This is a genomic window from Shewanella sp. SG41-3 (genome assembly GCF_014164545.1).
Taxonomy (GTDB): domain Bacteria; phylum Pseudomonadota; class Gammaproteobacteria; order Enterobacterales; family Shewanellaceae; genus Shewanella; species Shewanella vesiculosa.
Window position 1 is genome coordinate 319,972 of record NZ_JACJFJ010000001.1, and the last position, 24,142, is coordinate 344,113.

At 41.1% G+C, this 24,142-nt stretch carries 21 protein-coding genes and 2 tRNA genes; 13 read left to right on the plus strand and 10 right to left on the minus strand.

The window, feature by feature from the left end; all coding sequences use genetic code 11:
* The first annotated feature begins 383 nt into the window (after nt 1-383).
* The 6 genes from H5164_RS01440 (at nt 384) to nagP (ending at nt 9,171) form a co-directional block, all read left to right on the plus strand.
* Nucleotides 384-3,074, plus strand: coding sequence for a family 20 glycosylhydrolase (locus tag H5164_RS01440; protein ID WP_182754418.1), 2,691 nt, complete (start codon nt 384-386; stop codon nt 3,072-3,074).
* Between the two features lie 257 nt (nt 3,075-3,331).
* Nucleotides 3,332-4,252 (plus strand): N-acetylglucosamine kinase, encoded by a 921-nt coding sequence (gene nagK, locus H5164_RS01445; RefSeq protein WP_182754421.1) that lies wholly within the window; start codon nt 3,332-3,334, stop codon nt 4,250-4,252.
* Between the two features lie 82 nt (nt 4,253-4,334).
* Entirely contained in the window at nt 4,335-5,336 is a 1,002-nt protein-coding gene (gene nagB-II, locus H5164_RS01450; RefSeq protein WP_124017166.1) for a glucosamine-6-phosphate deaminase NagB-II, read from the plus strand.
* Between the two features lie 36 nt (nt 5,337-5,372).
* Nucleotides 5,373-6,524: an N-acetylglucosamine-6-phosphate deacetylase gene (nagA, locus tag H5164_RS01455; RefSeq protein WP_182754423.1), complete on the plus strand. Its 1,152-nt coding sequence runs from the start codon at nt 5,373-5,375 to the stop codon at nt 6,522-6,524.
* A 24-nt stretch (nt 6,525-6,548) separates the two neighbouring features.
* A complete protein-coding gene (gene nagX / locus H5164_RS01460) occupies nt 6,549-7,724 on the plus strand; it encodes a transmembrane glucosamine N-acetyltransferase NagX (RefSeq protein WP_404948413.1) in 1,176 nt (391 codons plus the stop codon).
* A gap of 142 nt (nt 7,725-7,866) precedes the next feature.
* A complete protein-coding gene (gene nagP / locus H5164_RS01465; protein ID WP_404948414.1) occupies nt 7,867-9,171 on the plus strand; it encodes an N-acetylglucosamine MFS transporter NagP in 1,305 nt (434 codons plus the stop codon).
* Nucleotides 9,172-9,480: 309 nt separating this feature from the next.
* Here the strand turns inward: nagP and H5164_RS01470 are convergent.
* A tRNA-Thr gene (locus H5164_RS01470) sits at nt 9,481-9,556 on the minus strand.
* A gap of 6 nt (nt 9,557-9,562) precedes the next feature.
* A tRNA-Phe gene (locus tag H5164_RS01475) sits at nt 9,563-9,638 on the minus strand.
* A 926-nt stretch (nt 9,639-10,564) separates the two neighbouring features.
* On the opposite strand from H5164_RS01475, the gene H5164_RS01480 reads away from it, so the two are divergent.
* Nucleotides 10,565-11,122 carry a cytochrome b gene (locus H5164_RS01480; protein ID WP_182754428.1) on the plus strand — a complete coding sequence of 186 codons (558 nt, stop codon included), beginning with the start codon at nt 10,565-10,567 and terminating at the stop codon, nt 11,120-11,122.
* Nucleotides 11,123-11,217: 95 nt separating this feature from the next.
* A complete protein-coding gene (locus tag H5164_RS01485) occupies nt 11,218-11,793 on the plus strand; it encodes a YceI family protein (RefSeq protein ID WP_124017171.1) in 576 nt (191 codons plus the stop codon).
* A gap of 84 nt (nt 11,794-11,877) precedes the next feature.
* Here the strand turns inward: H5164_RS01485 and H5164_RS01490 are convergent, their stop codons facing one another.
* Complete coding sequence (locus H5164_RS01490) at nt 11,878-12,156, minus strand: oxidative damage protection protein (protein ID WP_101086395.1); 279 nt, start codon at nt 12,154-12,156, stop codon at nt 11,878-11,880.
* 37 nt (nt 12,157-12,193) lie between these two features.
* Nucleotides 12,194-13,267: an A/G-specific adenine glycosylase gene (mutY, locus tag H5164_RS01495; protein ID WP_182698361.1), complete on the minus strand. Its 1,074-nt coding sequence runs from the start codon at nt 13,265-13,267 to the stop codon at nt 12,194-12,196.
* Between the two features lie 238 nt (nt 13,268-13,505).
* Here mutY and trmB point away from each other — a divergent pair, with 238 nt between their 5' ends.
* From trmB to H5164_RS01520, 5 genes are all read left to right on the plus strand, one after another.
* Nucleotides 13,506-14,222 (plus strand): tRNA (guanosine(46)-N7)-methyltransferase TrmB, encoded by a 717-nt coding sequence (trmB, locus tag H5164_RS01500; protein WP_182754430.1) that lies wholly within the window; start codon nt 13,506-13,508, stop codon nt 14,220-14,222.
* A 35-nt stretch (nt 14,223-14,257) separates the two neighbouring features.
* Nucleotides 14,258-14,584, plus strand: a complete 327-nt coding sequence (locus H5164_RS01505; protein ID WP_182754432.1) for a 50S ribosome-binding protein YggL — start codon at nt 14,258-14,260, stop codon at nt 14,582-14,584.
* A 6-nt stretch (nt 14,585-14,590) separates the two neighbouring features.
* The gene (gene glsB / locus H5164_RS01510; protein WP_124017175.1) at nt 14,591-15,505 is read left to right on the plus strand and encodes a glutaminase B; all 915 of its coding nucleotides are present in this window, start codon (nt 14,591-14,593) and stop codon (nt 15,503-15,505) included.
* Nucleotides 15,506-15,732: 227 nt separating this feature from the next.
* On the plus strand, nt 15,733-16,545 hold the full coding sequence (locus tag H5164_RS01515) for a YggN family protein (protein ID WP_182754434.1): 813 nt from the start codon (nt 15,733-15,735) through the stop codon (nt 16,543-16,545).
* A gap of 404 nt (nt 16,546-16,949) precedes the next feature.
* Nucleotides 16,950-17,891: a LysR family transcriptional regulator gene (locus H5164_RS01520; protein ID WP_182698365.1), complete on the plus strand. Its 942-nt coding sequence runs from the start codon at nt 16,950-16,952 to the stop codon at nt 17,889-17,891.
* Nucleotides 17,892-18,538: 647 nt separating this feature from the next.
* Here H5164_RS01520 and H5164_RS01525 read toward each other — a convergent pair.
* The 6 genes from H5164_RS01525 to H5164_RS01550 all read right to left on the minus strand — a co-directional run bounded on the left by H5164_RS01525 (nt 18,539) and on the right by H5164_RS01550 (nt 24,031).
* Entirely contained in the window at nt 18,539-20,395 is a 1,857-nt protein-coding gene (locus H5164_RS01525; RefSeq protein WP_182698366.1) for a DUF885 family protein, read from the minus strand.
* 176 nt (nt 20,396-20,571) lie between these two features.
* On the minus strand, nt 20,572-21,711 hold the full coding sequence (gene hemW, locus H5164_RS01530) for a radical SAM family heme chaperone HemW (protein ID WP_182754436.1): 1,140 nt from the start codon (nt 21,709-21,711) through the stop codon (nt 20,572-20,574).
* Complete coding sequence (rdgB, locus tag H5164_RS01535; protein WP_182754438.1) at nt 21,712-22,383, minus strand: RdgB/HAM1 family non-canonical purine NTP pyrophosphatase; 672 nt, start codon at nt 22,381-22,383, stop codon at nt 21,712-21,714. It abuts the gene before it with no gap.
* Nucleotides 22,384-22,657: 274 nt separating this feature from the next.
* Nucleotides 22,658-23,056 carry a DUF4426 domain-containing protein gene (locus H5164_RS01540; RefSeq protein WP_124017223.1) on the minus strand — a complete coding sequence of 133 codons (399 nt, stop codon included), beginning with the start codon at nt 23,054-23,056 and terminating at the stop codon, nt 22,658-22,660.
* Nucleotides 23,057-23,147: 91 nt separating this feature from the next.
* Entirely contained in the window at nt 23,148-23,462 is a 315-nt protein-coding gene (gene yggU / locus H5164_RS01545; protein ID WP_124017181.1) for a DUF167 family protein YggU, read from the minus strand.
* 20 nt (nt 23,463-23,482) lie between these two features.
* Nucleotides 23,483-24,031, minus strand: a complete 549-nt coding sequence (locus H5164_RS01550; protein ID WP_124017182.1) for a YggT family protein — start codon at nt 24,029-24,031, stop codon at nt 23,483-23,485.
* Between the last annotated feature and the right edge of the window lie 111 nt (nt 24,032-24,142).

The following is a 24,142-nucleotide window of genomic DNA, read 5'->3' on the forward strand; positions in this document are numbered from 1 at the left end:
AATATAATTGTGTTTGTTTTTGTCGGCTAATGTAAAAAAGCTGGATCTCATTGGTTAAAATTGGTAACTTATGCATGACAGCGTTGTCATTGACGGTTGTAACGTTGTTACAGTTTAACGTGATGAGGAGTAGCTCTCCCATTCATGTTTGATAGTGGCACTTCAGGTTGAATCATCACTATCCCTTAAGATACTTTTTACTTTCTCCCAAGAAAAAAGTATGGGCTGGTGCATATCTTAAGCGATTTATGTTCCAGCTTTTTTACTGGTAATAAGCAAGTAACCTGATATTAAATAAAGGCTAATTGACACTAAAAATTATGTCAGTTAGCTAAACCGATAACGGTAAATTAGCTGTACTTCTACATGATAACGAGGACGCAATGAAAACAACTTGGACGTTTAGTGCCATAATTATGTCTTTCTACTTAGTCGCATGCACACCATCACAATCATCAGCGCCTATGTCGGAAATGGCTTTGCAGTCTTGGAGTCAAGATGATTTAGCCAAATTTGCAGATGACGTGAGCGTAACATATCGCTTAGTGTCTAATTTAACCGACGAAGCCTGTGCTGAAGGTGCCAAAGCGACTGAGCGTTGTTTTATTGCTGAGATTTATTTCACCAGTTCATACGATATGTTGCTAGCTGATTGGGCTATTTACTTTAGCCAAATGCGACCTGTACAAGCAGTATTAAGTGATGAGTTTACGATTGAGCAAATTAAAGGTGATCTTCATCGAATAACCCCTACTGCCGCTTTTACTGGTTTTCATGCAGGACAAGCCAACACACTGCGTTTTCGTGGCGAATTGTGGCAACTCTCTGAAACTGATGCCATGCCCAATTACTATATTGTGGCTAACGATGCTCAAGGTGTAGAGCTGACCCCGCAAGTGATTAATAGTACTCGTGTACAGCAAGACCCTGAAACCAATATGGAAGTTCGACCTTATGCTCAAGCATTTACCGATGCTAAAAGACAGTATCAGCGTAGCCCAACAGACAAATTAGTCTGGGCTAAGCCGGAAATACTGTTTACCCAAAATAATACGGTATCTGCCGATGCCAGTTTAAGCGTTGATTCATTACTACCGACTCCCAAATCGCAAGTTATTGTTGCTAATGGCAAGGCGATATCCTTGCATCAAGGTATTAATATTAGTCGCCAAAACCTGGTCGATGTGCAGCTTGAACTGCACGATATTCAAGCCGCATTAGCCCGCCTGGAGCGCATTGGTGTCAGGCAATCGAGTGCAGGCGTCCCGTTAGTATTCGAGCGATTATCTCAGGACAATAACCAAAGCACAGATCGCTATGAGTTAATTATTAATCAACAAAATATGATCATTAAAGCCGCTAATGCTAGTGGATTTAGTTATGGTATTTCATCGTTAAGTTCATTACTGAATATTGACTCGTTAACCGTTAACCCTATGCAGATAAAAGACAGTCCTCGATACGTTTATCGAGGGATGCACGTTGATGTGTCTCGTAATTTTCATAGTAAGCAGTTTATTTTAGATTTGCTAGATCAAATGGCAGCTTATAAATTAAACAAACTGCATTTACATATGGGCGATGATGAAGGATGGCGATTAGAAATTGACGGTTTACCGGAACTTACCGATGTTGGTAGTAAACGTTGTCACGACTTGTCTGAAACTCGTTGTATTTTACCACAGCTAGGCAGTGGGCCTTTTTCGGATACTAAGGTGAATGGTTTCTATAGCAAAGAGGATTATATTGATATTATTAAGTACGCCAATGCTCGACAAATTCAAGTGATCCCTTCAATGGACATGCCTGGTCATTCACGCGCAGCGATCAAATCTATGGAGGTTCGTTATCGAAATATGATGGCAAAAGCGGATAAACAGGCGGCAAATGAGTTCATATTAGCGGACTCAAACGATACAACACAGTATTCATCGGTACAGTATTACAACGACAACACATTAAACGTCTGTATGGAGTCAACTTACCGTTTTATAGATAAAGTGATTACTGAAATCGCTAAATTACATGAACAAGCGGGGCAGCCGTTAGAGACCTATCATATAGGTGCAGATGAAACCGCAGGCGCTTGGCTTGAGTCGCCTATTTGCCAAGCGTTTATAGCGAGCAACCAATACGGTGTCACTGACATCAATCATGTTGGCGCTTATTTCATTGAACGTGTCGCTAATATGTTAGCCAACAAAGGTATTCAACCAGCAGGTTGGAGTGATGGCATGAGCCACACTAATCCAGCCCGCATGCCTGCTCATTCTCAAAGTAATGTCTGGGATCTCGTATCACATAAAGGCTATCAACGCGCTCACCAACAAGCGAATAACGGTTGGACGACGGTATTGTCCAACCCTGAAGTGCTTTACTTTGATTTTCCCTATGAAGCAGACCCAAAGGAACATGGTTACTATTGGGGAACTCGAGCCTTGAATAGCCATCATGTTTTTAGCTTCATGCCAGGTAACTTACCCGCTAATGCCGAACAATGGTTCGATATAGAAGGGCAACCTTTTGAAGCCGATGACCGTCCTCAATTAGACGATACAGGCAAGCAAACTGCTGGCCCAATGAAGGCTGGTGAAACTGTTGACGGTATACAAGGGCAAATATGGAGTGAAACGTTACGCAGTGATCAAACCGTTGAGTATATGATTTATCCGCGACTATTAATGTTAGCAGAGCGAGCATGGTATAAACCTGAATGGGAAGTGCCATACCAATACGCAGGGGCTGTGTATAACCAAATAACAGATCATTTCACTACTACAATGCGTCAACAGCAAGCACGTCAATGGCAAAAAATCGCCAACCACCTAGGCAATAAAGAACTGGTAAAGTTAGATAATGCAGGTATTAATTATCGTGTTCCCACCGTTGGTGCAGTAATTAACGACGGCATATTAAGTGCGAATATTGCTTTTCCTGGCTTACAGATAGAATATCGGGAAGGTGATAAGCCTTGGCAAGTGTATACCTCGGCGGTGGCGGTGAAACGCCCTGTTGATGTTAGAGCAGTAGCCGCTAATGGTAAGCGAAAAGGCCGAACTCTGCGTGTAGACTAATTGTTAAACCAGTAGACACCCGCGTCGCCAGTATCATATGCGCTGGCGACGTGTTACCCCCTAATCTCAGCAGACAATTTAGTTATACAACCTCCTGTTAAATATGATGTAAATATCATTCTTGTTGATTATTAGTGTTTTTTGTTAAAAATTAAATGACAGCGTTGTCATTTCTGGTGTAACATGGCGTTAACTTATTAACAGGCTTGATGACTATCAAAAATAGTAGCGTTAAACAGAATACCAAGAGGACAGTCATGGGTAACAAACAGCCTAACGAACAGCAACTTTATATCGGTATTGATGGCGGTGGCAGTAAATGTCGTGCCACGATTTACTCCGATGACGGTCAACAACTAGGCACCGCAGTGGCTGGTCGTGCCAATCCACTACATGGTTTAGAGCAAACGTTTCAATCAATGATTGAGTCATCACATTTGGCTTTAGTCGATGCCGGTTTTGCACCTGACACTTGCCATCAGTTAGTCGCTGGTATTGGTTTAGCAGGAGTTAATGTTGGCCAGTTTTATCAGCAAATTATTCAGTGGCAACATCCATTTAAAGCCATGTATCTTACGACTGACTTGCATACAGCCTGTATTGGTGCTCATCACGGTGAAGATGGTGCGGTTATTATTACTGGTACTGGTTCATGTGGTTATGCGCATGTTGGTCAGCAAAGTATTATTTTAGGCGGGCATGGATTTGCATTAGGTGACAAAGGCAGTGGTGCATGGCTTGGTTTAAAAGCGGTTGAGCACGTGTTACTTGCTCTCGACGGTTTTGCATGTTCAAGCAAGCTGACTGAGAGCTTACTGAATTATTTTAACGCTAAAAATGCCATCGATATTGTTGAACATCTCGCCGGTCAATCATCTAGCGCTTATGCAAAGCTAGCTCGTATCGTATTGATGTGCGCACAGGATGGTGATGCTGTTGCAATCGCTATTGTACAAGATGGAGCAAATTACATAAGCGAGCTTGCTCGAAAGCTATTTGTTCTTAACCCAAGTCGTTTTTCTATTATTGGTGGATTAGCAGAACCACTAACACCTTGGTTAGACAATGAGATAGCAAGCAAGATTTCACCCTCTATTTCGCCACCAGAATATGGGGCGTATTTGTTCGGCAAAAAGCAATTTTTAACTCAACCAATAGCTAATGTAAATCATCAGTAGAGTGTTTGTTGACGTTAATTGACGTCAACTCAATACCTACAAGGTTACTGGTTAATTCAACATTATTTTATCAAGGTTTATTATGACAATTCTTACAGTTATGGAACAAGAAGCTCGTACCGCACCTCAGAAAATTGCCGAGCAATTGATTGCCAACCAGACTATTACTGACACATTGGGTCAGACCTTACGTGAACTTAAGCCTAAATTTGTCATGATTGTAGGTCGTGGTTCTTCTGATCATGCAGGTGTATTTGCTAAATACTTATTTGAAATCGAAGCGGGTGTTCCTACGTTTGCTGCTGCTCCTTCTGTTGCCAGCGTATACGGTAAGTCATTACAACTTGAGGGAGCATTAGTCATCGTGATTTCACAGTCTGGCCGAAGCCCTGACATTCTTGCACAAGCCAGAATGGCTAAAGCGGCGGGCGGATTTTGTGTGGCATTGGTCAATGATGAGTCAGCGCCTATTAAAGACATTGTTGATGTTGTTGTGCCATTACGTGCAGGCGAAGAAAAAGCCGTTGCTGCAACAAAAAGCTACCTAGCCACTCTATCTGCTATTTTACAAGTTGCCGCTAAGTGGACTCAAAGTGAATCATTAGCGCAAGCGGTAAACTCGTTACCCCAAGCTTTACAAACCGCAGTTGATGCTGAACCGCAACTCACTGCTGAGTCATTGGACGGCGTTAAAAACTTAGTGGTTCTTGGTCGCGGCTTAGGTTATGCAGTTTCAAAAGAAATTGCATTAAAAATGAAAGAGGTCTGTTCAATACACGCTGAAGCATTTAGTAGTGCAGAATTTTTACATGGCCCAGTGACATTAGTTGAAAAGAAATTAGCGATTGTTGATGTATGTATTAATGATGAGTCGTATGCCAGCCATGTAGAACAAATTGCTAATGTTAGGCAGCGAGGTGCTGATTTAGTGCATCTAAATCAAACGTCTGCAGATATTCATCCGCGAGTTGCGCCTTTAGCATTACTGCAGCGTTTTTACATTGATGTTGCCGCAGTCGCAATTGCCCGTGGCATTAATCCTGATCAACCCGCGGGCTTAAAGAAGGTCACTCAAACACTATAGTTGCTTCATTAAAATTGATATAGAGCAGAGAGTATTATGAAACAAATCCTGATTGTTGAGCGATTATTTGATGGTGAGTCATTTCATAAAAATATGGCCGTAACCATAGATGCAGGCAAGATCACTGCTGTCATACGTGCTGAAGATGTAATTGATGTCGAACACCATACCGTCACAAAATTAGCGGGTACGCTCACACCAGGGTTTGTCGATGTGCAAGTGAACGGTGGTGGCGGGGCGTTATTTAATGCTGAGCCTAGCACCGAGTGTATTGAAATTATTGGCCGTGCTCATGCACGATTTGGGACCACAGGTTTCTTACCCACATTAATTACTGATGATGTAAGTATCATGACAAAAGCAGCCGATACGGTTGCGGTGGCTATTGCAAATCAACAAGCTGGTGTTTTAGGTATTCATTTTGAAGGTCCACATTTAAGTGTGCCTAAAAAAGGTGTGCATCCACAGCGCTATATTCGGCAAATTAGTGAAAGAGAACTGAGTATTTTTAGTCGTCAAGACTTAGGCATTAAAGTGGTCACGCTGGCGCCTGAAAATGTGTCAACTCAGGTTATTAAGGCACTGGTGTCAGCAGGAGTCAAAGTCTGTTTAGGGCACTCAAATGCTGACTATGACACAGTGAATGCAGCATTAGAGGCTGGAGCTACAGGATTTACCCACTTATATAATGCGATGTCTGCTTTAGGTTCACGCGAACCTGGCATGGTCGGTGCTGCGCTGGAAAGTAAAGATGCCTGGTGTGGCTTAATTGTCGATGGACATCATGTTCATCCTGCGGCAGCAAAAATAGCCATAAATGCTAAGCCTAAAGGTAAAGTCATGCTGGTAACCGATGCTATGCCGCCTGTTGGTATGAGTGATGATGCCAGTTTCAAATTATTTGGTACTCAGGTTACTCGTCAGGGGGACAGGCTTAATGCAGCCACGGGAGAATTAGCCGGTTGTGTTTTAGACATGGTTGGGGCAGTGAATAATAGCGTTGCTATGCTTGGGTTATGTCATGAAGAAGCTTTACGAATGGCATCGTTATATCCCGCAACATTTCTCGGTTTAGAGCAACAACTAGGTTTAATTAAACCAGGTTATAGAGCAGATCTAGTGTTATTAAACCCGGCCAATAAAGTCAGTCGCACCTATATTGCTGGCAACGTCGTTTTTGCGCAGTAAAGCTTGCTGTCTAATTGTGTAAATATGAAAGAGACTATGATGTCAGTTAACCGCAAAATTGAGTCTAATACTCAACTTGATAAGCCCAGCAAACCCAGACTTATGTCACTTGACGCATTACGTGGCTTTGACATGTTTTGGATTATAGGTGGCGAAGGCGTTTTTGCCGCGTTATTTGCTTTAACGGGGTGGACGGGATGGCGTGTTGCTGAAGCTCAGACCCAACATAGTCAATGGCACGGCTTTACCTTTTATGACTTAATTTTCCCTTTGTTTATTTTCTTATCGGGTGTGACGCTCGGTCTATCACCTAAGCGTATCGACTTATTGGCTTTTCGTGAGCGAATTCCGCTATACCGTTATGCATTAACACGTTTACTGTTACTGATTGCATTGGGGGTGTTATATAACCATGGATGGGGGACTGGGATCCCTGTTGACCCTGAACACATTAGATTTTCAAGCGTACTAGCGCGTATTGGTTTTGCATGGTTTTTTGCGGCAATGGTGGTGTGGCACACCTCGCTGCGAGTTCAAATCTTAATCACCATATCGATGTTCATTTTTTATATTTTATTACAGTGTTTTGTTGGTTTTCCTGGCGGCCAAGCAGGAGTATTTACTGCAGATGGAAGTCTTAATACTTATATAGACAGTATATTACGACCGGGTATGGCTTATCAGCATCGCGCACTTGATCCTGAAGGCGTGCTATCGACATTCCCCGCTATCATTAACGCATTATGTGGTGTGTTTGTGGGCCAATACATTGTTAAGCCACACCCCAAAGGCGATTGGGCCAAAGTGAGCATTATGATGCTCTGTGCGCTACTTATGTGGTCCGGCGGGTGGTTACTCGACTTTATTATTCCTGTTAATAAAGATCTGTGGAGCAGTAGCTTTGTACTCGTGACATTAGGGTGGAGCTTACTATTTTTTAGCGTATTTTATGCCATTATCGATGTACTAAAATGGCAAAATTGGTCTTATGTATTTGTTATTATTGGTGTTAACTCCATTATTGTTTATTTAGGAACAAGTATCCTTGATTGGTCTTATATCACTCAAAGCTTGTTAGGTGGAGTGATACGTTCAGCACCAGCTTCCAGTCAGTTAATGATCAGTGTCATAGGTTTAGTCACAGTGCAATGGCTCGTACTGTGGTGGATGTACCGTCGAAAAATATTCATAAGAGTATAAGGTTAACTCAGCTATTAAAGTGAGTTGTTAGTTATGGATGACAAGGCTGTCTTAGTGGTGAGTGTGTATTAATATTCCTCAATTAATATTGATATTTCTAAACCACTAAGTCCTCCCTATAAATATAATAATGAGCAGGTTTATGGAAATGACAACAACAAAAACATCGGCAGAAAATAGTGTTGTACCAATGACAATTGTGGCAATTTTATTTTTTATTCTTGGCTTTGCTACCTGGTTAAATGGCTCCTTAATGCCTTACTTAAAGCAAATATTACAGCTAAGCCCTTTTCAAGCTTCGTTAATCCTCTTTTCATTTTATATTGCGGTAACGTTTACCGCATTACCCTCAGCCTGGGTTATTCGTAAAGTGGGTTATAAAAATGGTATGGCATTAGGCATGGGAATAATGATGTTGGCTGGTTTATTATTTATCCCAGCAGCCCAAACCCAAGTATTTATATTATTTCTAGTGGCTCAGCTTGTCATGGGGACAGGGCAGACACTATTACAAACAGCGGTTAATCCTTACGTGGTTCGCTTAGGTCCTGAAGAGTCAGCCGCAGCACGTGTAAGCGTAATGGGTATTTTGAATAAAGGCGCCGGCGTGATTGCACCTATGGTATTCACAGCACTTATTTTAGATAGTTTTAAAGAGCGAGTCGGTACTGAATTAACCTCTATTCAAATTGATGAAATGGCCAATAGCTTAATTTATCCTTATCTTGGCATGGCTATCTTTATTGGTGTTCTTGCTTTTGCAGTGAAAAAATCACCTCTGCCTGAATTGGAACAAGAGCAAGCAGAAATCGATTCAGAAAAAGGTCAGATCAAACAAGCTTTGTCTCATCCAAGTTTGGCATTAGGTGTTATTGCTTTATTTGTTTATGTGGCTGTTGAGGTTATTGCTGGCGACACGATTGGAACATTTGCATTGACGCTAGGTGTAGAGAATTACGGGGTAATGACATCCTATACCATGCTGTGCATGGTGCTAGGTTATACCTTAGGCATTATTTGTATTCCCCGTTTTATTTCCCAACCTAATGCATTAATGCTCAGTGCTATTTTAGGACTGATATTAACTGCCGGTATCGTGTTTGGTGATAGCCAGTCTTATGTCATAGCTAATGCTTTATTAGTTCCTTTTGGTGGTGCCCAACTTCCCGATACATTATTGATGATTGCATTTTTAGGCTTAGCCAATGCCATAGTGTGGCCAGCTGTGTGGCCATTGGCACTTTCAGGTATGGGTAAACTGACCAGCACAGGTTCTGCATTGTTAATCATGGGGATTGCCGGTGGCGCTTTTGGGCCACTATTTTGGGGACTAACCAGTTCAGCGACATCCTTAGGTATGCTGGGTGGGTATATGGTGATGTTTCCATGCTACTTATTCATTCTATTTTATGCCGTTAAAGGTCATAAGATGAGACGTTGGAAATAGCGTTTACCGTTTAAAGCGATTTTATCAACCGAAAAAGGGAGCCTAGGCTCTCTTTTTGCTTATAGTATGTCTCTGAAACGCTGCCGGGGATGCGGGTTAATCTAAGCTGGTTATATCTTTGATTGTTTATTTGAGGTTAAGTTAATCTGATAAGGCAAACTCTTAATCATTTATCCAGTAATATTGATATAGCTGAATTCGTTGTGCTTTATGGGCGAATACCGGGCTTAATGTGAGCTTGTATTATTTAGTAGGTGGGGATAATTAGATACAAAAAAGCCACTCATTGAGTGGCTTTTTTGTTTTTTATGGTGCCGGCACCAAGAGTCGAACTCGGGACCTACTGATTACAAGTCAGTTGCTCTACCAACTGAGCTATGCCGGCTAATTGTGGTGCCCGAACCCGGAATCGAACCAGGGACACGAGGATTTTCAATCCTCTGCTCTACCAACTGAGCTATTCGGGCAACTAACTAAGTGTTAGTTATCTACTGCAAACTAGGTATTAACTTGGTAATCAATGCCTGTCTCGTCTGGAGTGCGCACATAGTATAGTGATGGATTTTATCGTGCAAGTGGTTTTTTAAATGTTTTCACTCGTTCGGCTAGTTAATGTGCAAAATGATGCTTTTTTATCAATTATAAACCCAAAAAGTGGTTTATTAGCATTAATAGCCAAGAATAAAGTCATAGATGCTTGCTGACGATTCAATAAAATGTAATCAGAAAATTGCATTTGTCGTTTCTTGATCTGTATTAGGCCGATTTTTAACTAATAGTTAGAGTTTTGGCTTTAACGGCCAGCTCGAGTCGTTGATAGTTCACTTCTTTACATGTAAAGAAGTGAACTTTTTATAGCGCATTTTATCTTAATTTAGGTTCACTGAAATGCGAGGACATTTACTCAACGGGAGAGAAGTGATTCAGATAGGTCTGAATTATGCCTGCTAATCTAACAACATTAATTGTGCAGCTATGTATAGCCGTTTAATTCAAGGCTGTGTTTATGACATGTCGTTATGCTACATCACGATAACGCAGTTTACACTCACCACAAACGCTGCCCGAAGCTCTTTTAATCTTATAAATTTTTTACCAGACATTAGCGTAGCTAGAGAAAGAGTCTTTAACACTTGTGTCGCTTGGTTTCATAAAAATTAAACCGGTTAGTTTGAAGAATGTTAACGACGGACGAACAACCGGGCTTGATGATATTTGATCAGCAGTGACTACAATTGATATATGTTTAATTAGAGCTTGCTTAATTATGCGGTCATTCTCTATCTTAAAATCTATTAATTCTATTTTATAGAACGATTTTGGCTATTTTTACTGATTTTCTTTCCCAAAATTAACGTTAAAATGTTGTGACTTGTTTAGAGGAAAGTAAGACATGTTAAAAAACACTCCGACTGGCTATGGTTTAGTGACCATTATGATTCATTGGTTGTCCGCCATCGCTGTTATTGGTCTATTTAGCGTAGGCTATTGGATGGTAGATCTTACCTACTATAGTAGTTGGTACCAAACGGCACCACATCTTCATAAAAGTGTCGGTCTGCTTTTACTTGGACTAACACTATTGAGGTTTGTTTGGCGGACCATATCACATGCTCCTAGTCCATTATCGAACCATCAGCCATGGGAAAAACGTGCGGCTAAATGGGCGCATACTGCTCTTTATACGTTAATGTTACTCATTATGTGTTCAGGAATTATGATTTCGACAGCTGATGGTCGAGATATTTGGATTTTTGATTGGTTTGCCGTGCCATTTCCTGACGCTTTTATTGATGATCAAGCCGATACCGCTGGAGTGATACATCAATACCTTGCTTATAGCTTAATGGGGTTGGTTGTGTTGCATGCCGCAGGTGCGATTAAGCATCATGTTATTGATAAAGACAACACGCTTAAAAGAATGTTGCTGCCAAGTCGTTTCAGCAAATAATCGAATGGTTTAACCGTCGAACCGATTAACCGTTATGTTCGATGTATATCACTACCTATTTATCTACTTGTTATTAACTTAAAGGAATAAAAGTCATGAAAAAACACCTTATAGCAGCACTCATGGGTGCAACGTTTATGTTACCTGTTGCTGTTAACGCTGCCGACTATGTTATCGACACTCAAGGTGCACATGCATCAATTCAATTTAGTGTAAGCCATTTGGGTTATAGCTTTGTGGTGGGACGCTTTAATGAGTTCTCTGGTGACTTTAGTTTCGATGCTGCCAAAGTAGCAGACGGCAAAGTGAATGTTAAAATTAATACTAACAGTGTTGATTCTAATCATGCTGAACGTGACAAGCATTTGCGCAGCGCAGACTTCTTAAATACCAGCAAATTCCCAGAAGCCTCTTTCACATCAACATCGATTGTCGATAAAGGTAATAACCAGTTTGTGATTAATGGTGACTTTACCTTAAATGGTGTAACCAAACCGTTAACCATTGATGCTGTTGCTATTGGTGAAGGTAAAGATCCATGGGGTGGTTACCGTGCAGGTTTTACTGGCACAACCAGTTTTGCGATGAAAGATTTCGGTGTCAAAATGGATTTAGGTCCAGCTTCCGCTAATGTTGAATTAGCCTTGGTAGTAGAAGGCGTTAAACAATAATCTGTCTGATTAGTGATGAATAAAACAAAGCCGCTAAGTTAAGCGGCTTTGTTGTCTAATACTGTTATCGATTATATTGCTAGGTTATTCATCTTCCGCTGGTGGAACATAACCTTCGATTTCAACGTCTTTACCTTCAAATAAAAAGTGAGTCATTTGCTCTTCAAGAAACTTGCGGTCATCAACATTCATCATATTGAGTTTTTTCTCGTTAATGAGCATGGTTTGCTTCTTTTGCCATAAGCCCCAAGCTTCTTTACTGATATTGTCAAAAATGCGCTTACCCAATTCGCCAGGGTAAAGCTGAAAATCTAAGCCATCAGCTGATTTATTGAGATGTTGACAGTGAACTGTGCGAGCCATGATGATTCCTTACTAACTTTATTAATTACTGTAAACACTAATGTGTCGCGAAAAGTACGGCTAAATTAGCCAAAATGCGTTCTGTGGCTGCTGCCAAGCCGACTTTCGCAGGTTGCTCTATGTTATACCAGAGAGCCGAGGTTTGTTCCATGATGCCAGTAGCTTGAGCAACAGATAGTTCAACTAATACGGGTTGAATATCAAGATGGAAATGACTAAAGGTATGCCTAAACCCTGCAAGCCCTTGTTCAGATTGTGTCAAATTATGCAGGGTTAAATAATCATTTAATTCTGCTTGATGCTCAAATTGTGGAAAACACCATAACCCTCCCCATATACCTGCTGGTGGGCGCTGGATTAACTGAACTTTTATAGAATCTTCGCTGTTATCAACTAAAACCACCATAAAGGCTGATTTTTCGGGCGTCACTTTTTTAGGCTTTTTACCTGGATATAGGCTTTGATGGCCACTTTGTTGCGCTACACAATCAATTGCCACAGGACAGGCTGCGCAATTAGGTTTGCTGCGAGTACAAACACTTGAACCAATATCCATCATAGCTTGGTTAAACTTTTCAACATTTTTGGCAGGTGTTAACGCATCCGTTAATTGCCATAATTGCTGCTCAACGTTTTTTTGTCCTGGCCAACCTGCAATAGCACCATGTCTGGCCAATACTCGTTTAACATTTCCATCTAAAATAGGGTGGTGTTGACCAAGTGATAATGACAGTATCGCCCCAGCGGTAGATTTACCTATTCCAGATAAAGCCACAACATCTTCAAACTGAGTGGGGAACTTGCCATCAAAGGCATCACGTATATGCTGTGCTGCTTTATGTAGATTACGGGCTCTGGCGTAATAACCTAAGCCGGTCCACAAATGCAGCACTTCATCTTGATGCGCATTAGCAAGATCGACAACGCTTGGGAAGCGCGCCATAAATTTTTCATAATAGGGAATCACCGTCGCAACTTGAGTTTGCTGGAGCATGATCTCCGACACCCAAACACGGTAAGGCGTTTTATTGAGCTGCCAAGGCAGTGATTTGCGACCATGCAGGTCGTACCAAGCGATAATACGCTCAGAAAATGGGCTTAGATTTTTCATGGGCGCAGTGTAGCCATAGGCATTTTATTACACAAGTAGCCGCGCTATTTAAAAACATAAATTAGCATAAACATGTGCAATCAGTTTAGGTATAATGCGCAACTGACTTTATAAATGATCTATTACAGATAGCAATTGCGTAACGTGCTAGTTAAGAGTGGCTAAATGGCATATAGCCGCTAGCTGATTTTATCACTAGTTACACAGCACAACAGAATACGCAGACAACGAGGCAAAAATGAGCGACGTTACCACAGCTGAATTTAACGAAGAAGGTAAGTATATTCGTAAAATCAGAAGTTTTGTTTTACGCGAGGGCCGTTTAACTAAAGGTCAATCTCAAGCAATTGAAGCATATTGGCCAACAATGGGGCTTGATTACACTCCACAAGCGTTGGAGTTAACTCAAGTGTTTGGTCGCGATGCTGATACCGTGTTAGAAATCGGTTTTGGTATGGGCGCATCATTAGTGCAAATGGCAAAAGCTGCCCCAGAGCAAAACTTTATTGGCATAGAAGTTCATAAGCCAGGTATTGGTACGTGCCTTGCGGATGCTGGTGCTGCTGAAGTCACTAACTTACGAGTATATCATCACGATGCAATGGAAGTGTTAGAGCACAACATTGTTGATGGTTCACTTGAGCGCGTTCAATTATTTTTCCCAGATCCTTGGCATAAAAAGCGCCATCATAAGCGCCGCATTGTGCAAGCTGAGTTTGTACAGCTTATCCGCCGTAAGCTTAAGATTGGTGGCGTGTTTCACATGGCAACCGATTGGGAAAATTACAGCGAGCATATGTTAGAGATAATGAATGCAGCAGAAGGTTATAAAAATCAATCAACAACTGGTACAGTTGTCGAACGTCCAGACCATCGTCCGCTAACAAAGTTTGAAGCAAGGGGCCACAGACTTGGTCACGGCGTATGGGATATCATGTTTGAGCGTATCGCTTAATCACAACTACACTTTCAGCAATCGGAGAATACACCATGGCGCAAAATCGTAGTCGTCGTTTACGTAAAAAATTACGAGTTGATGAGTTTCAAGAGCTAGGTTTTGAAATTAACTGGACCTTTGATGAGCCAGTTTCTGAGCAAGATATTGATAACTTAGTCGATCAGTTTCTTATTGAAGTTATTGAACCTCGTCAATTAGGTTTCCACGGTGGTGGACACAAGCAATGGGAAGGTATTATTGCTACCCAAGCTATTGGTAAATGTACTGATGAAGATACTGCAGCAGTCAAAACATTCTGGAAAGATAAGCCTGTTTCTAACCTTGAAGTCAGTGATTTATATGATATTTGGTGGGGTTAAGCTAAATTGCCAGAGCAATTATTACTTCAGCAAGCTGTCGATAAAGTAAAATCGCTTTTGGGTAAAGGCAAGGTGGCAGGATATATTCCTGCTCTTGCCTGTGTTGACCCTAATAAAATAGGTATTGCAGTCACCACCATTGATGGTCAAACAATTGGTGCCGGTGATTACCTCGAACCTTTTTCAATTCAAAGTATTTCTAAAGTTTTTAGCTTAACTCTGGCACTGAATTTATATACCGAAGATGAAATCTGGAGTCGGGTAGGCAAAGAACCCTCAGGACACTCGTTTAATTCCCTCGTGCAGGTTGAATTAGAGCGCGGTAAACCTCGCAACCCTTTTATTAATGCTGGTGCACTGGTAATAGCCGACTTGCTGCAAGCGCGTCTTGGGGCACCTAAACATCGTATGTTGGAAGTGGTCCGCCAATTAAGCCAAAACCCAATACTCACTTACGATAAAGTCGTCGCGGATTCTGAGTTCCAGTTCAGCGCCCGCAATGCATCTATTGCTTATTTGATGAAGTCATTTGGTAATTTTGACGGCGACGTTAATACCGTGCTTAAAAGTTATTTTCATTATTGTGCATTAAGAATGAATTGCGCTGATTTGTCTCGGGCTATGTTCTATTTAGCTAATCGTGGTAAAACGCTCGATGGCGACAGTTTAGTATCGCCTGTGCAAACTCGGCAACTTAATGCATTACTGGCAACATCGGGACTATACGATGGTGCAGGTGAGTTTGCTTACCGCGTGGGTATGCCGGGTAAAAGTGGTGTGGGCGGCGGGATTATTGCGGTTATCCCTGGTGACATGTCAATTTGTGTCTGGTCACCTGAGCTTGATGTTAATGGCAACTCACTTGCCGGCACTGCGATGCTTGAGCACCTCAGTCAGCAACTCGGTCGATCTATTTTTTAGTTTGGTGCAGATAAATTAATTATTATTGAGATTCGTAAAATAGACTACTTTTTGGTTTATTTTACGAATACACTTCCGCTATTGTTTCTCTACTCGCCCATCTTTTTTGTTTCCAAGCTTTTAATTCAATATAAATCATAGCCTTATAGTTGTTGGCATAACTTATGCTTTATACCTTTCATATTCGACCTAATTATTGATATTCGTATACCAAAAGGATTTTTATCATGACTAAGCAAAAGTTGATTTGTGGTTTAGCGTTAACGAGTGTGTTATTCACCGCTGGGGCGTTAACACCTGCAATGGCAAAAATGTCATTGAATGATGAGAAGTGTAACGTAACCCTAAACTACGACGTAACGGTTGAGCCGACTACGCTACAAATTAGCGATAATGGAATCGAAAAGTATCGTGTTGAGTTAGGTCAGCTTTATGTTGAGGGTAAAAAAGTGACTCTTACTGATAAACAACAAAAATTACTCACCCAGTACTCTGAAGAACTTTCTCGCCAAGTGCCAGATGTGATAGACCTTGTTGGAGATGTTGTTTCTGTGGCTACTCAAGCGGTTAATATGGCGTTAACACCTATTTTTGGTGATGCAGCTAATGTTCATATCGATAAATTAATGGTCGGTATTCAAAAGCGTGTTGATACCATGGCATATCAACAAGGCGATAAATTTTATTTAGGCTCAACAGAAGCATCAATTGAGCAAGCTTTTAACAAAGAGTTTGAGCAAGAAATGGAACAAATGGTTACCAGTTCAATGGGATCATTAATGATGACACTTGGTAGCCAAATAATGTCTTCAGAAGGTGGGTCATTTGAAGAGAAAATGAATGCTTTTTCACAAAAGATGGACAACGTCGGTGCCGACATCGAAAAGCAACTTGAGTCGCAATCGCAAGGTCTTGAAGATCGTGCCGATAAAGTATGTGATAACTTTGCCACTTTATTAGTGCTTGAAAATCAAACCCGTCAGGCTATTCCTGAATTAGCTCCTTACACCTTAGCTAAGTTAGGTGAAGCAGCAAAGTAACCTATATCGATTTACTGTCAATATGTCTCCCCGACACCTGACCTTCCCCTGTGCTCTTATTAAGACACAGGGGCTTTTTTTTGCGCCTATTTTAACGATTATGCAGCTATAGCTGGTGTTGCTTTGTTCTGATAAAGAGATTGTCAATTATAAATATAGAACCATATAGGCTTTTTTTGCTATACTGGTGCCAATTATAACAAAGTTACACTCTACTTTAGATGTGGTTATATTTTAGAATCTTCAATTGTTGATGTTGATTGACAGTATTCATGTGTTTTGGTGCTTATTTAGCAGTAAAAACATAACAAGTGAATATTGATTTTGATGCTTGGCAAGGTTTAGTTACTAGAACAGATATCTGAAATTATTATTAATGTCGTAACCAGCTTAAGGCGACTTTCATGTTAGAACTGTTAGAACCTATCGCAATTTTTACTCACGTTGCACGAGCAGGAAGTTTTAGTGCTGCAGCCAGACGTCTTGGCATTTCTAAATCTAAAGTGAGCACTCAAGTTGCAGATCTTGAACATAAACTTGGTGTCCAGCTGATCCAGCGTACAACACGTAGTTTAAGTCTTACTGAAGCCGGTAATTTATTGTATCTTCAGGGTGAAGAATTACTTCGCGATGCAGAGCAGGCCGTATCGAGCGTGCACAACTTAAATGATGCAACTCGTGGAGTATTGAAGGTCGGGATCTCGCAATCATTTGGTACTATGCATATTATCCCTGCTCTACCAGAGTTTATGGCAAGACATCCTGATCTTGAGCTGCAAGTCAGTTTACTTGATCATAAAGTTGATGTTGTCAGCGAAGGCTTAGATTTATTGTTAACCATGTCTGAGCAATTGCCGCTAGGTATGGTGGCAAGGCCGCTAATGAAATGTCAATTTTTGTTAGTCGCATCACCGGGGTACATTGCCCAACATGGTAACATTAGCCGCCCTGAGCAATTAGTCGAACACAATTGTTTGGTGTACCAAGGCGAGTGGCATGAACACAGCATGTGGCAATTTAGAAAAGGTGATGATTATTGCGAAATTGGCGTGTCAGGCAATTTCCGTGTTGATAATGCTCCAGCATTAAAATCGGCAGCGGTGAGTGGTTTAGGCATTGTGTATTTAGCCAGTTATTTGATGGAAGATGAGATTGCTCAAGGGACTTTAGTACCTTTATTACCCGATTGGCAGTTGACACATAACCTTCCATTACAAGCTGTATATCCTCGTCGTAAACACTTGGCTCCTAAAGTCAGTGCATTTATTGATTTTATTAAAACGCATATTAGCAGCCCGCCATATTGGGACGCTAAGTTCGATCACCTGTATAAACTGCGTAAATAACATCAACGCCTGATAATAAGGGCTTATCAAATAGCCATTTTTCCGCGAGCAGGATGATATCTATTCACAATAGGCGTATTGATTTTTCAATAAGCCTATTGTGAAAAACATATGACAAGTTTGATGCTGCAAACTTAAAACAAATCGCTTTATTCATATTTACTCCCTCTCTTATTTAGCGTTAATGTTAAGCAAAGTGGAAACATTGTTTTATTTTTAAAACAAATCCTTGCTTGTAGGTTCTACTCTATTTTTATCCCTTTTATATCAAATATTTAAGCTATGTCTTTATTAGTTGATTCGTAACCTGCTAATCAAGGGGTTAGTGATTTACGCTGCTTTAGTGGTTGAAGTCTGTTCTGATATCAATACAATGGTAGTGTGTTGATTCGAAATGATTTGAAGCATGCGTTTGGTTGAGAAATGACCCCTTTTCAATTAAGCGTACAAATCTGCAAGGTAGCAAATTTTGGATCAGAGTTGGCAATGCTTTTCGAACTAAAACAATGCCGGCCTTAAAACCATCATCCTAGTTTATTTGGTTTACCCCAGACTTTGTTCTGGGGTTATTTTTTTGTGGTAATGGTGACATGAAAACGGCAACCTTAGGTTGCCGTTTTACGTTGGTGCAGATGACCCATTGTCAGTTACAGTGAGTTCACTTGTTTAATCCATTTGTTGACTTGCTCTTCAAGTATATCTAATGGCAATGGACCATTTTTCAAAATTAAAGTGTGGAACTCGCGAATATCAAACTTTGAGCCTAACTCTTTTTTGGCTTGTTCACGCAGCTGTAATATTTTTATCATACCGACTTTATATGCGGTAGCTTGTGATGGCATCACAATATGGCGCTCGACCATTTTAATCGCATCGGATTCAGCATTTGGCGTATTTTCAACATAATAGGCAATGCCTTGCTCACGAGTCCACTTTTTAGCGTGGATCCCTGTATCAACCACTAAACGGCATGCACGCCATAACTCCATCGATAGACGACCAAAGTCAGAGTATGGGTCAGCATATAAGCCCATTTCCTTAGGGAAATATTCTGAATAAAGTCCCCAACCTTCAATATAAGCAGTATAACCACCAAACTTGCGGAATTTTGGAATGCCTTGCAGTTCTTGTGCTATAGCAATTTGCATATGATGACCAGGGATCCCTTCATGATAAGCCAGCGCTTCCATTTGGTACTTTGGCATCGCATCCATTTTGTATAAGTTAGCGTAATAAGTCCCTGGGCGAGAGCCATCTGGTGCAGGTTGATCGTAAAATGCTTTACCTGCAGATTTTTCTCTAAATGCCTCAACTTTTTTAACAACTAAATCGGCTTTAGGTTGAATGGTAAACACTTCGTCTAATCGAGTCTTCATATTATCTATGATTGACTTAGCTTGAGCTAGATACTCTGCTTTACCAGCATCAGTATCAGGATAATAAAACTGTTTGTCATCACGCATGAAAGCAAAAAATTCTTTTAAGCTACCCGCAAATTGAACCTTTTTCATAATGACGCGCATTTCGTCATGAATACGCTTAACTTCAGTTAGACCGAGATCATGAATGGTGTCTGCACTCATGTTAGTGGTGGTAGTGCGGGCGAGGGCGTTATTATAAAACGCTTCTCCATTAGGTAGCTTCCATACTCCGTCTTTAGTATCGGCACGTGCTTCGAGCGTCTTGGTATAAGTGATTAACTTTTCATAAGCCGGTTTGACGTTAGTGAGCAGGGCTTGTTTTACTTCATTTAATAAGAGGTCTTTTTTATCATCAGTGATATCGAGTTTATTGATTTTGCGTTTAGCGTCAGCCCATAACGCACTGTCTTTACCTGTATCGCTAAAAGGAGCACCACTAATAATATTTTTGCTGTCGGAAATCACATAAGGGAAAACAAACTTTGGCGCTATGATGTGTTTTTGCGCTCGCGTTTCTAGTGATGTTTCTAATTGCGAGAATAGTGTCGGTACCGCGTTTAATCGGCTGATATAAGCTTTAGCATCACTTTCATCTGTTATTTGGTGTTGATTGATAAGAAATGATGCCACCATTGAATGAACACCGTACATTTGGTTCATTGGATAGTTGTAATAACGCCACTGATCGTCGCTTATGGTGTTTTCTAAATCGGCCTTTAATAGTTCATAACTTAGCAGTGCTTGCTGATCCAGTTTTGCTGTATCAAGCTGGGTTAGTCTGGTGAGTTGCTCTTTGTTGCGAGCGATGTCGGCATCGGCAGCAGCATCTGATAGGTCATTCCATTTACCGTAATCTTGTTTGATACCAAGGTAAGTTTGATTAATCGGATTTGCCATGACGTTTTCCATAAAAATGGCTTCAAACAATGCATTGGCTTTTTCAGATTCACTATGTTGTGTGGCTACAGCTGTACTTTCTTGTGGGCTAGACAGCGGCGCATTTTGTAATTGTGCAAGGGCCGATGTACTTAATAAGCTTGATAAAGCAACAGCAACCAGAGTTGTTTTTGTTTTTATAGACATGGATATCTTCCCAAAGTACCTAAATGTAGGAGCACATCCTAATAAAGCTTTGCCTAAAAGTGTGAATAGAAATGTTAGAGGATGTGTATTTGCGGTCGAAGATTTGTACATTAATGGATAAGGATTAACTCGCAGTTAACTGTTTATTAAAGTAAACCGCGAGTTATATTGTGCAGTTAAATAAATTGAGACAGTAAATCATTTACAAACATATGCCCTTTAGGCGTCAGCTGCCAGTGTGTTGCGGTCTCGGTTAGTAAGCCTCGTTCAATGGATTTTTGCATGCCTTGCTGAACCACTTCTGCCGCTTGCCCGGTGCGCTGTTCAAACTCAGCTTTAGGAATTGGGATCATCAATCTAAGGCGATTCATTAAATACTCTAATGGGCGGTCCTCTTCAATGACATCTGTGGTTTCAAAGGTATATTTATCCGCAGCAAGATAACCTTTTGGATGCTTTATTTTAACGGTACGCACAATCTGATTTGATTCGGGCAGGGTGATTTTGCCGTGAGCTCCACAGCCAATACCAAGGTAGTCGCCAAATTGCCAATAGTTAAGGTTATGACGGCATTGGTAACCAGGCTTTGCATAGGCCGATATTTCGTACTGCTCATAACCTAATGCCGCTAAGCGCTGTTGGCCTTGTTCATAAATTTGCCACAGGTTCTCATCGTCCGGTAATTGAGGCGGCTTTGAATGAAATAAGGTATTAGGTTCAATGGTAAGTTGATACCACGAAAGATGTGGCGGAGCTAATGCCGTGGCGGTATCGATATCATGCATGGCTTCATCAAAGCTTTGATTCGGTAAACCATGCATTAAGTCGAGATTAAAACTCAAATAATCTGCTTGCTTAGCTTTTTGTGCCGCTACTTTAGCTTCATCTTCATTATGGATCCGACCAAGTAAGTTAAGTTTTTCTTTAGAGAAGCTTTGCACCCCAATGGAAAGCCGCGTCACACCCGCTGCACGATAAGCACTAAAGTCATCATGCTCTAATGTGCCAGGATTAGCTTCCATAGTGACTTCTATATCATCTTCAAAAGGGATTAATGCTTGTGCACCATCAAGTATGCGTTGAATTTGGCTAGCATCAAATAACGATGGTGTGCCACCACCGATAAAAATAGTATGGATTTTTCGACCTTGAACATAAGCCAAGTCTTGTGTTAAGTCGTTTAATAACGCATCAACATATTGCTGCTGTGGCAACTCACCATTTTGGCCATGGGAGTTAAAATCACAATAAGGGCACTTTTGTACGCACCAAGGTATATGAATATATAAACTCAGTGGCGGTAATTGCAATGTCATTTATGATTGCTCATCCATTGTTATTGTATTGCTCGACGAACTGTTCGATGTGTTAGTCGATAAGATTATGCCTTGGGCTTGCATGGCGCTCACTAACAGTTTCAGTGCTTTACCTCGATGACTGTGAGCATTTTTCTGATCGCCAGTGAGTTCAGCTGCAGAGCAGTCAAAGCCTTGAGGAATAAAAACGGGGTCATATCCATGGCCTTGTTCACCTTGCGGGGCATGGTTAATGGTGCCTTCCCATGATGCTTGGCAAATAATGGGGGTCGGATCTTTTGCATGGCGCATGTATACCAGCACACATTGAAACCGAGCGCTGCGAAGCATTTCACCCTGGAGTGCATCAAGTAATTTAAGGTAATTACTGGTTTCAGTTGCCCCTTCACCCGAATAACGCGCGGAATATATGCCTGGTTGACCTTGTAGTGCATCAACTTCAATGCCTGAATCATCTGCAATAGCGGCTTTTCCGGTAATTTCAGCCGCATGACGCGCTTTAATAATGGCGTTCTCAACAAACGTTGTGCCTGTTTCAGCCACCTCAGAAACATTAAATTGGTTCTGCGGTAGTACTTCAATGTTAAATGCCGCAAGCATTTGATCAAATTCGGCAAGTTTGCCTTTGTTGCCACTGGCAAGAACAATTTGTTGTTTGATTGGAGTCTGCATAGGTTTGCTTTTGAAATGAAGAAAAATTTGTCGTTATTATACGCTAACAAAGCCGCGATGCGCTACGGCGCTAGGAACTCTCGGGCTCGCCAGAGGGCGGACTGCGTCCTGCTAGGTTGTAACTCTGTCACAGCTAAGGACATGCTTCGCTGCTAAGATTGAGTTGCTGCGCGACTAGGCTGTTGATTTTATAGCCTCTAGCCGCCAAGCGTCCTAGCAGCGCAGCGCTCTAGGCTCTTTCGCTTTTTATCGCTTGCTATCGAGATTTTAGGCCTTAATCGACATAAAACTTTTGTTTAAATTTCAATGAAGTGTTTAGTTGTTTGCCGTACTTAATGGCAATCGTAAAATTAACTTCTTGATCGTCACGATAAGGCACTTCTGCTATGTAATAGATTGAGTTTCCTTCACGGATCTCTTTAAAATCAAGCGTTATGCGTGCATCAAGTAGATTATTGGCGATACCCGATATTTCAACTGGCACTGCAGGGTGTCCATCTTGGCTGGTATTGAGAACGGTAATATTAACTAGACCATTATAACTACTGCGTTCAATACCATAGGTTTTGGCTATTTCTGGTGTAATAAAGGTGCTATTGAGCGCCATGTAGTGAATATCGAAATTACCGACTTGCTGTTTTTGTTCTGCCTGAGCTGTACTCGTCATTGCCATCAATGACAATAATAATATCGGTAAAAGTGAGCGAGATAAACGCAATGATTGAAACATGATCTTGTCCTTAGCGAGCTGAGCAATAGGGGTATTATAGATGAGTGAGCTTTAAAAGTGCGGCTATTTCTGCTGGAATAACTTGCGGCTGGCATATTTGTATTTGCTTATGACGGCTATGTTCACCTTTGAGGATATGCACCTGACTTTTTGCCACTTTACAGGCTTTTGCAAGATACTTAGATAAATGAGCATTGGCTTTACCGTCAATTGGAGGTGCAGTTATGGCTATTTTTAATTCGTTACCGTGTAAGCCGATAATTTGATCGCGGCTTGCTTTGGGTTGTAGATAAACAAAAAGCAGCAAGTCACCTTGCTGCTCATCGTTGGAATAGCTTATAGCCGTCATTATTTAGTGATGTCCAACAACTAAATAATCGCCCAAAAAGGGATGTACTGTGCACACAACATATTAATGAAGTTCATGGCAATAAATACTACCAACACAGATAAATCTAAGCCGCCAATTGCAGGCAGTACTTTGCGCACAGGGGCTAAAATTGGTTCTGTTAACTGAGTCATTACCATCACAATTGGGTTGTAACCTTGATTAAACCAACTCAACACCGCTCGAACAAGTAGCATCCAAAAAAGTAATACGCCGGCTTGTTTTACCACAGAAATCACTGAGAACAATACCAAGGTAAGAATATCTACCGCAGCGCCTGCCATGAAAGTAAGTACTAACATTTTTACCATTACGACGATAAAGGCCAGTAACATCGATGAAGTATCAATACGTCCTATCGAAGGCAATAGTCGGCGCATTGGGGCGATAATCGGTTGTGTCGCCTTAACCACAAATTGACTAAATGGATTGTAAAAATCCGCTCTTGCAAGTTGTAGCCAAAAACGAAGAATGACGATCATTAGGTATAAGTCAAACAGGGTGTTGACTAAAAAACTCATTGCATTCATGGATATTGCCTTACGTTTATGTAATTTAGTGCTTATGTTTATGCTATCTAGTATTTAACACATGCTAGGATCAATGCTTCAATTAACTGAGCTTATGTTTAGCAATACAGT

Excerpts from the sequence above, each read along its gene's own strand:
- H5164_RS01440 (WP_182754418.1), top strand. The coding sequence starts at position 384 with ATGAAAACAACTTGGACGTTTAGTGCCATAATTATGTCTTTCTACTTA.
- nagK (WP_182754421.1), top strand. The coding sequence starts at position 3,332 with ATGGGTAACAAACAGCCTAACGAACAGCAACTTTATATCGGTATTGAT.
- nagB-II (WP_124017166.1), top strand. The coding sequence starts at position 4,335 with ATGACAATTCTTACAGTTATGGAACAAGAAGCTCGTACCGCACCTCAG.
- nagA (WP_182754423.1), top strand. The coding sequence starts at position 5,373 with ATGAAACAAATCCTGATTGTTGAGCGATTATTTGATGGTGAGTCATTT.
- nagX (WP_404948413.1), top strand. The coding sequence starts at position 6,549 with ATGAAAGAGACTATGATGTCAGTTAACCGCAAAATTGAGTCTAATACT.
- nagP (WP_404948414.1), top strand. The coding sequence starts at position 7,867 with ATGGAAATGACAACAACAAAAACATCGGCAGAAAATAGTGTTGTACCA.
- H5164_RS01480 (WP_182754428.1), top strand. The coding sequence starts at position 10,565 with ATGTTAAAAAACACTCCGACTGGCTATGGTTTAGTGACCATTATGATT.
- H5164_RS01485 (WP_124017171.1), top strand. The coding sequence starts at position 11,218 with ATGAAAAAACACCTTATAGCAGCACTCATGGGTGCAACGTTTATGTTA.
- H5164_RS01490 (WP_101086395.1), bottom strand. The coding sequence starts at position 12,156 with ATGGCTCGCACAGTTCACTGTCAACATCTCAATAAATCAGCTGATGGC.
- mutY (WP_182698361.1), bottom strand. The coding sequence starts at position 13,267 with ATGAAAAATCTAAGCCCATTTTCTGAGCGTATTATCGCTTGGTACGAC.
- trmB (WP_182754430.1), top strand. The coding sequence starts at position 13,506 with ATGAGCGACGTTACCACAGCTGAATTTAACGAAGAAGGTAAGTATATT.
- H5164_RS01505 (WP_182754432.1), top strand. The coding sequence starts at position 14,258 with ATGGCGCAAAATCGTAGTCGTCGTTTACGTAAAAAATTACGAGTTGAT.
- H5164_RS01515 (WP_182754434.1), top strand. The coding sequence starts at position 15,733 with ATGACTAAGCAAAAGTTGATTTGTGGTTTAGCGTTAACGAGTGTGTTA.
- H5164_RS01520 (WP_182698365.1), top strand. The coding sequence starts at position 16,950 with ATGTTAGAACTGTTAGAACCTATCGCAATTTTTACTCACGTTGCACGA.
- H5164_RS01525 (WP_182698366.1), bottom strand. The coding sequence starts at position 20,395 with ATGTCTATAAAAACAAAAACAACTCTGGTTGCTGTTGCTTTATCAAGC.
- hemW (WP_182754436.1), bottom strand. The coding sequence starts at position 21,711 with ATGACATTGCAATTACCGCCACTGAGTTTATATATTCATATACCTTGG.
- rdgB (WP_182754438.1), bottom strand. The coding sequence starts at position 22,383 with ATGCAGACTCCAATCAAACAACAAATTGTTCTTGCCAGTGGCAACAAA.
- H5164_RS01540 (WP_124017223.1), bottom strand. The coding sequence starts at position 23,056 with ATGGCAATGACGAGTACAGCTCAGGCAGAACAAAAACAGCAAGTCGGT.
- yggU (WP_124017181.1), bottom strand. The coding sequence starts at position 23,462 with ATGACGGCTATAAGCTATTCCAACGATGAGCAGCAAGGTGACTTGCTG.
- H5164_RS01550 (WP_124017182.1), bottom strand. The coding sequence starts at position 24,031 with ATGAATGCAATGAGTTTTTTAGTCAACACCCTGTTTGACTTATACCTA.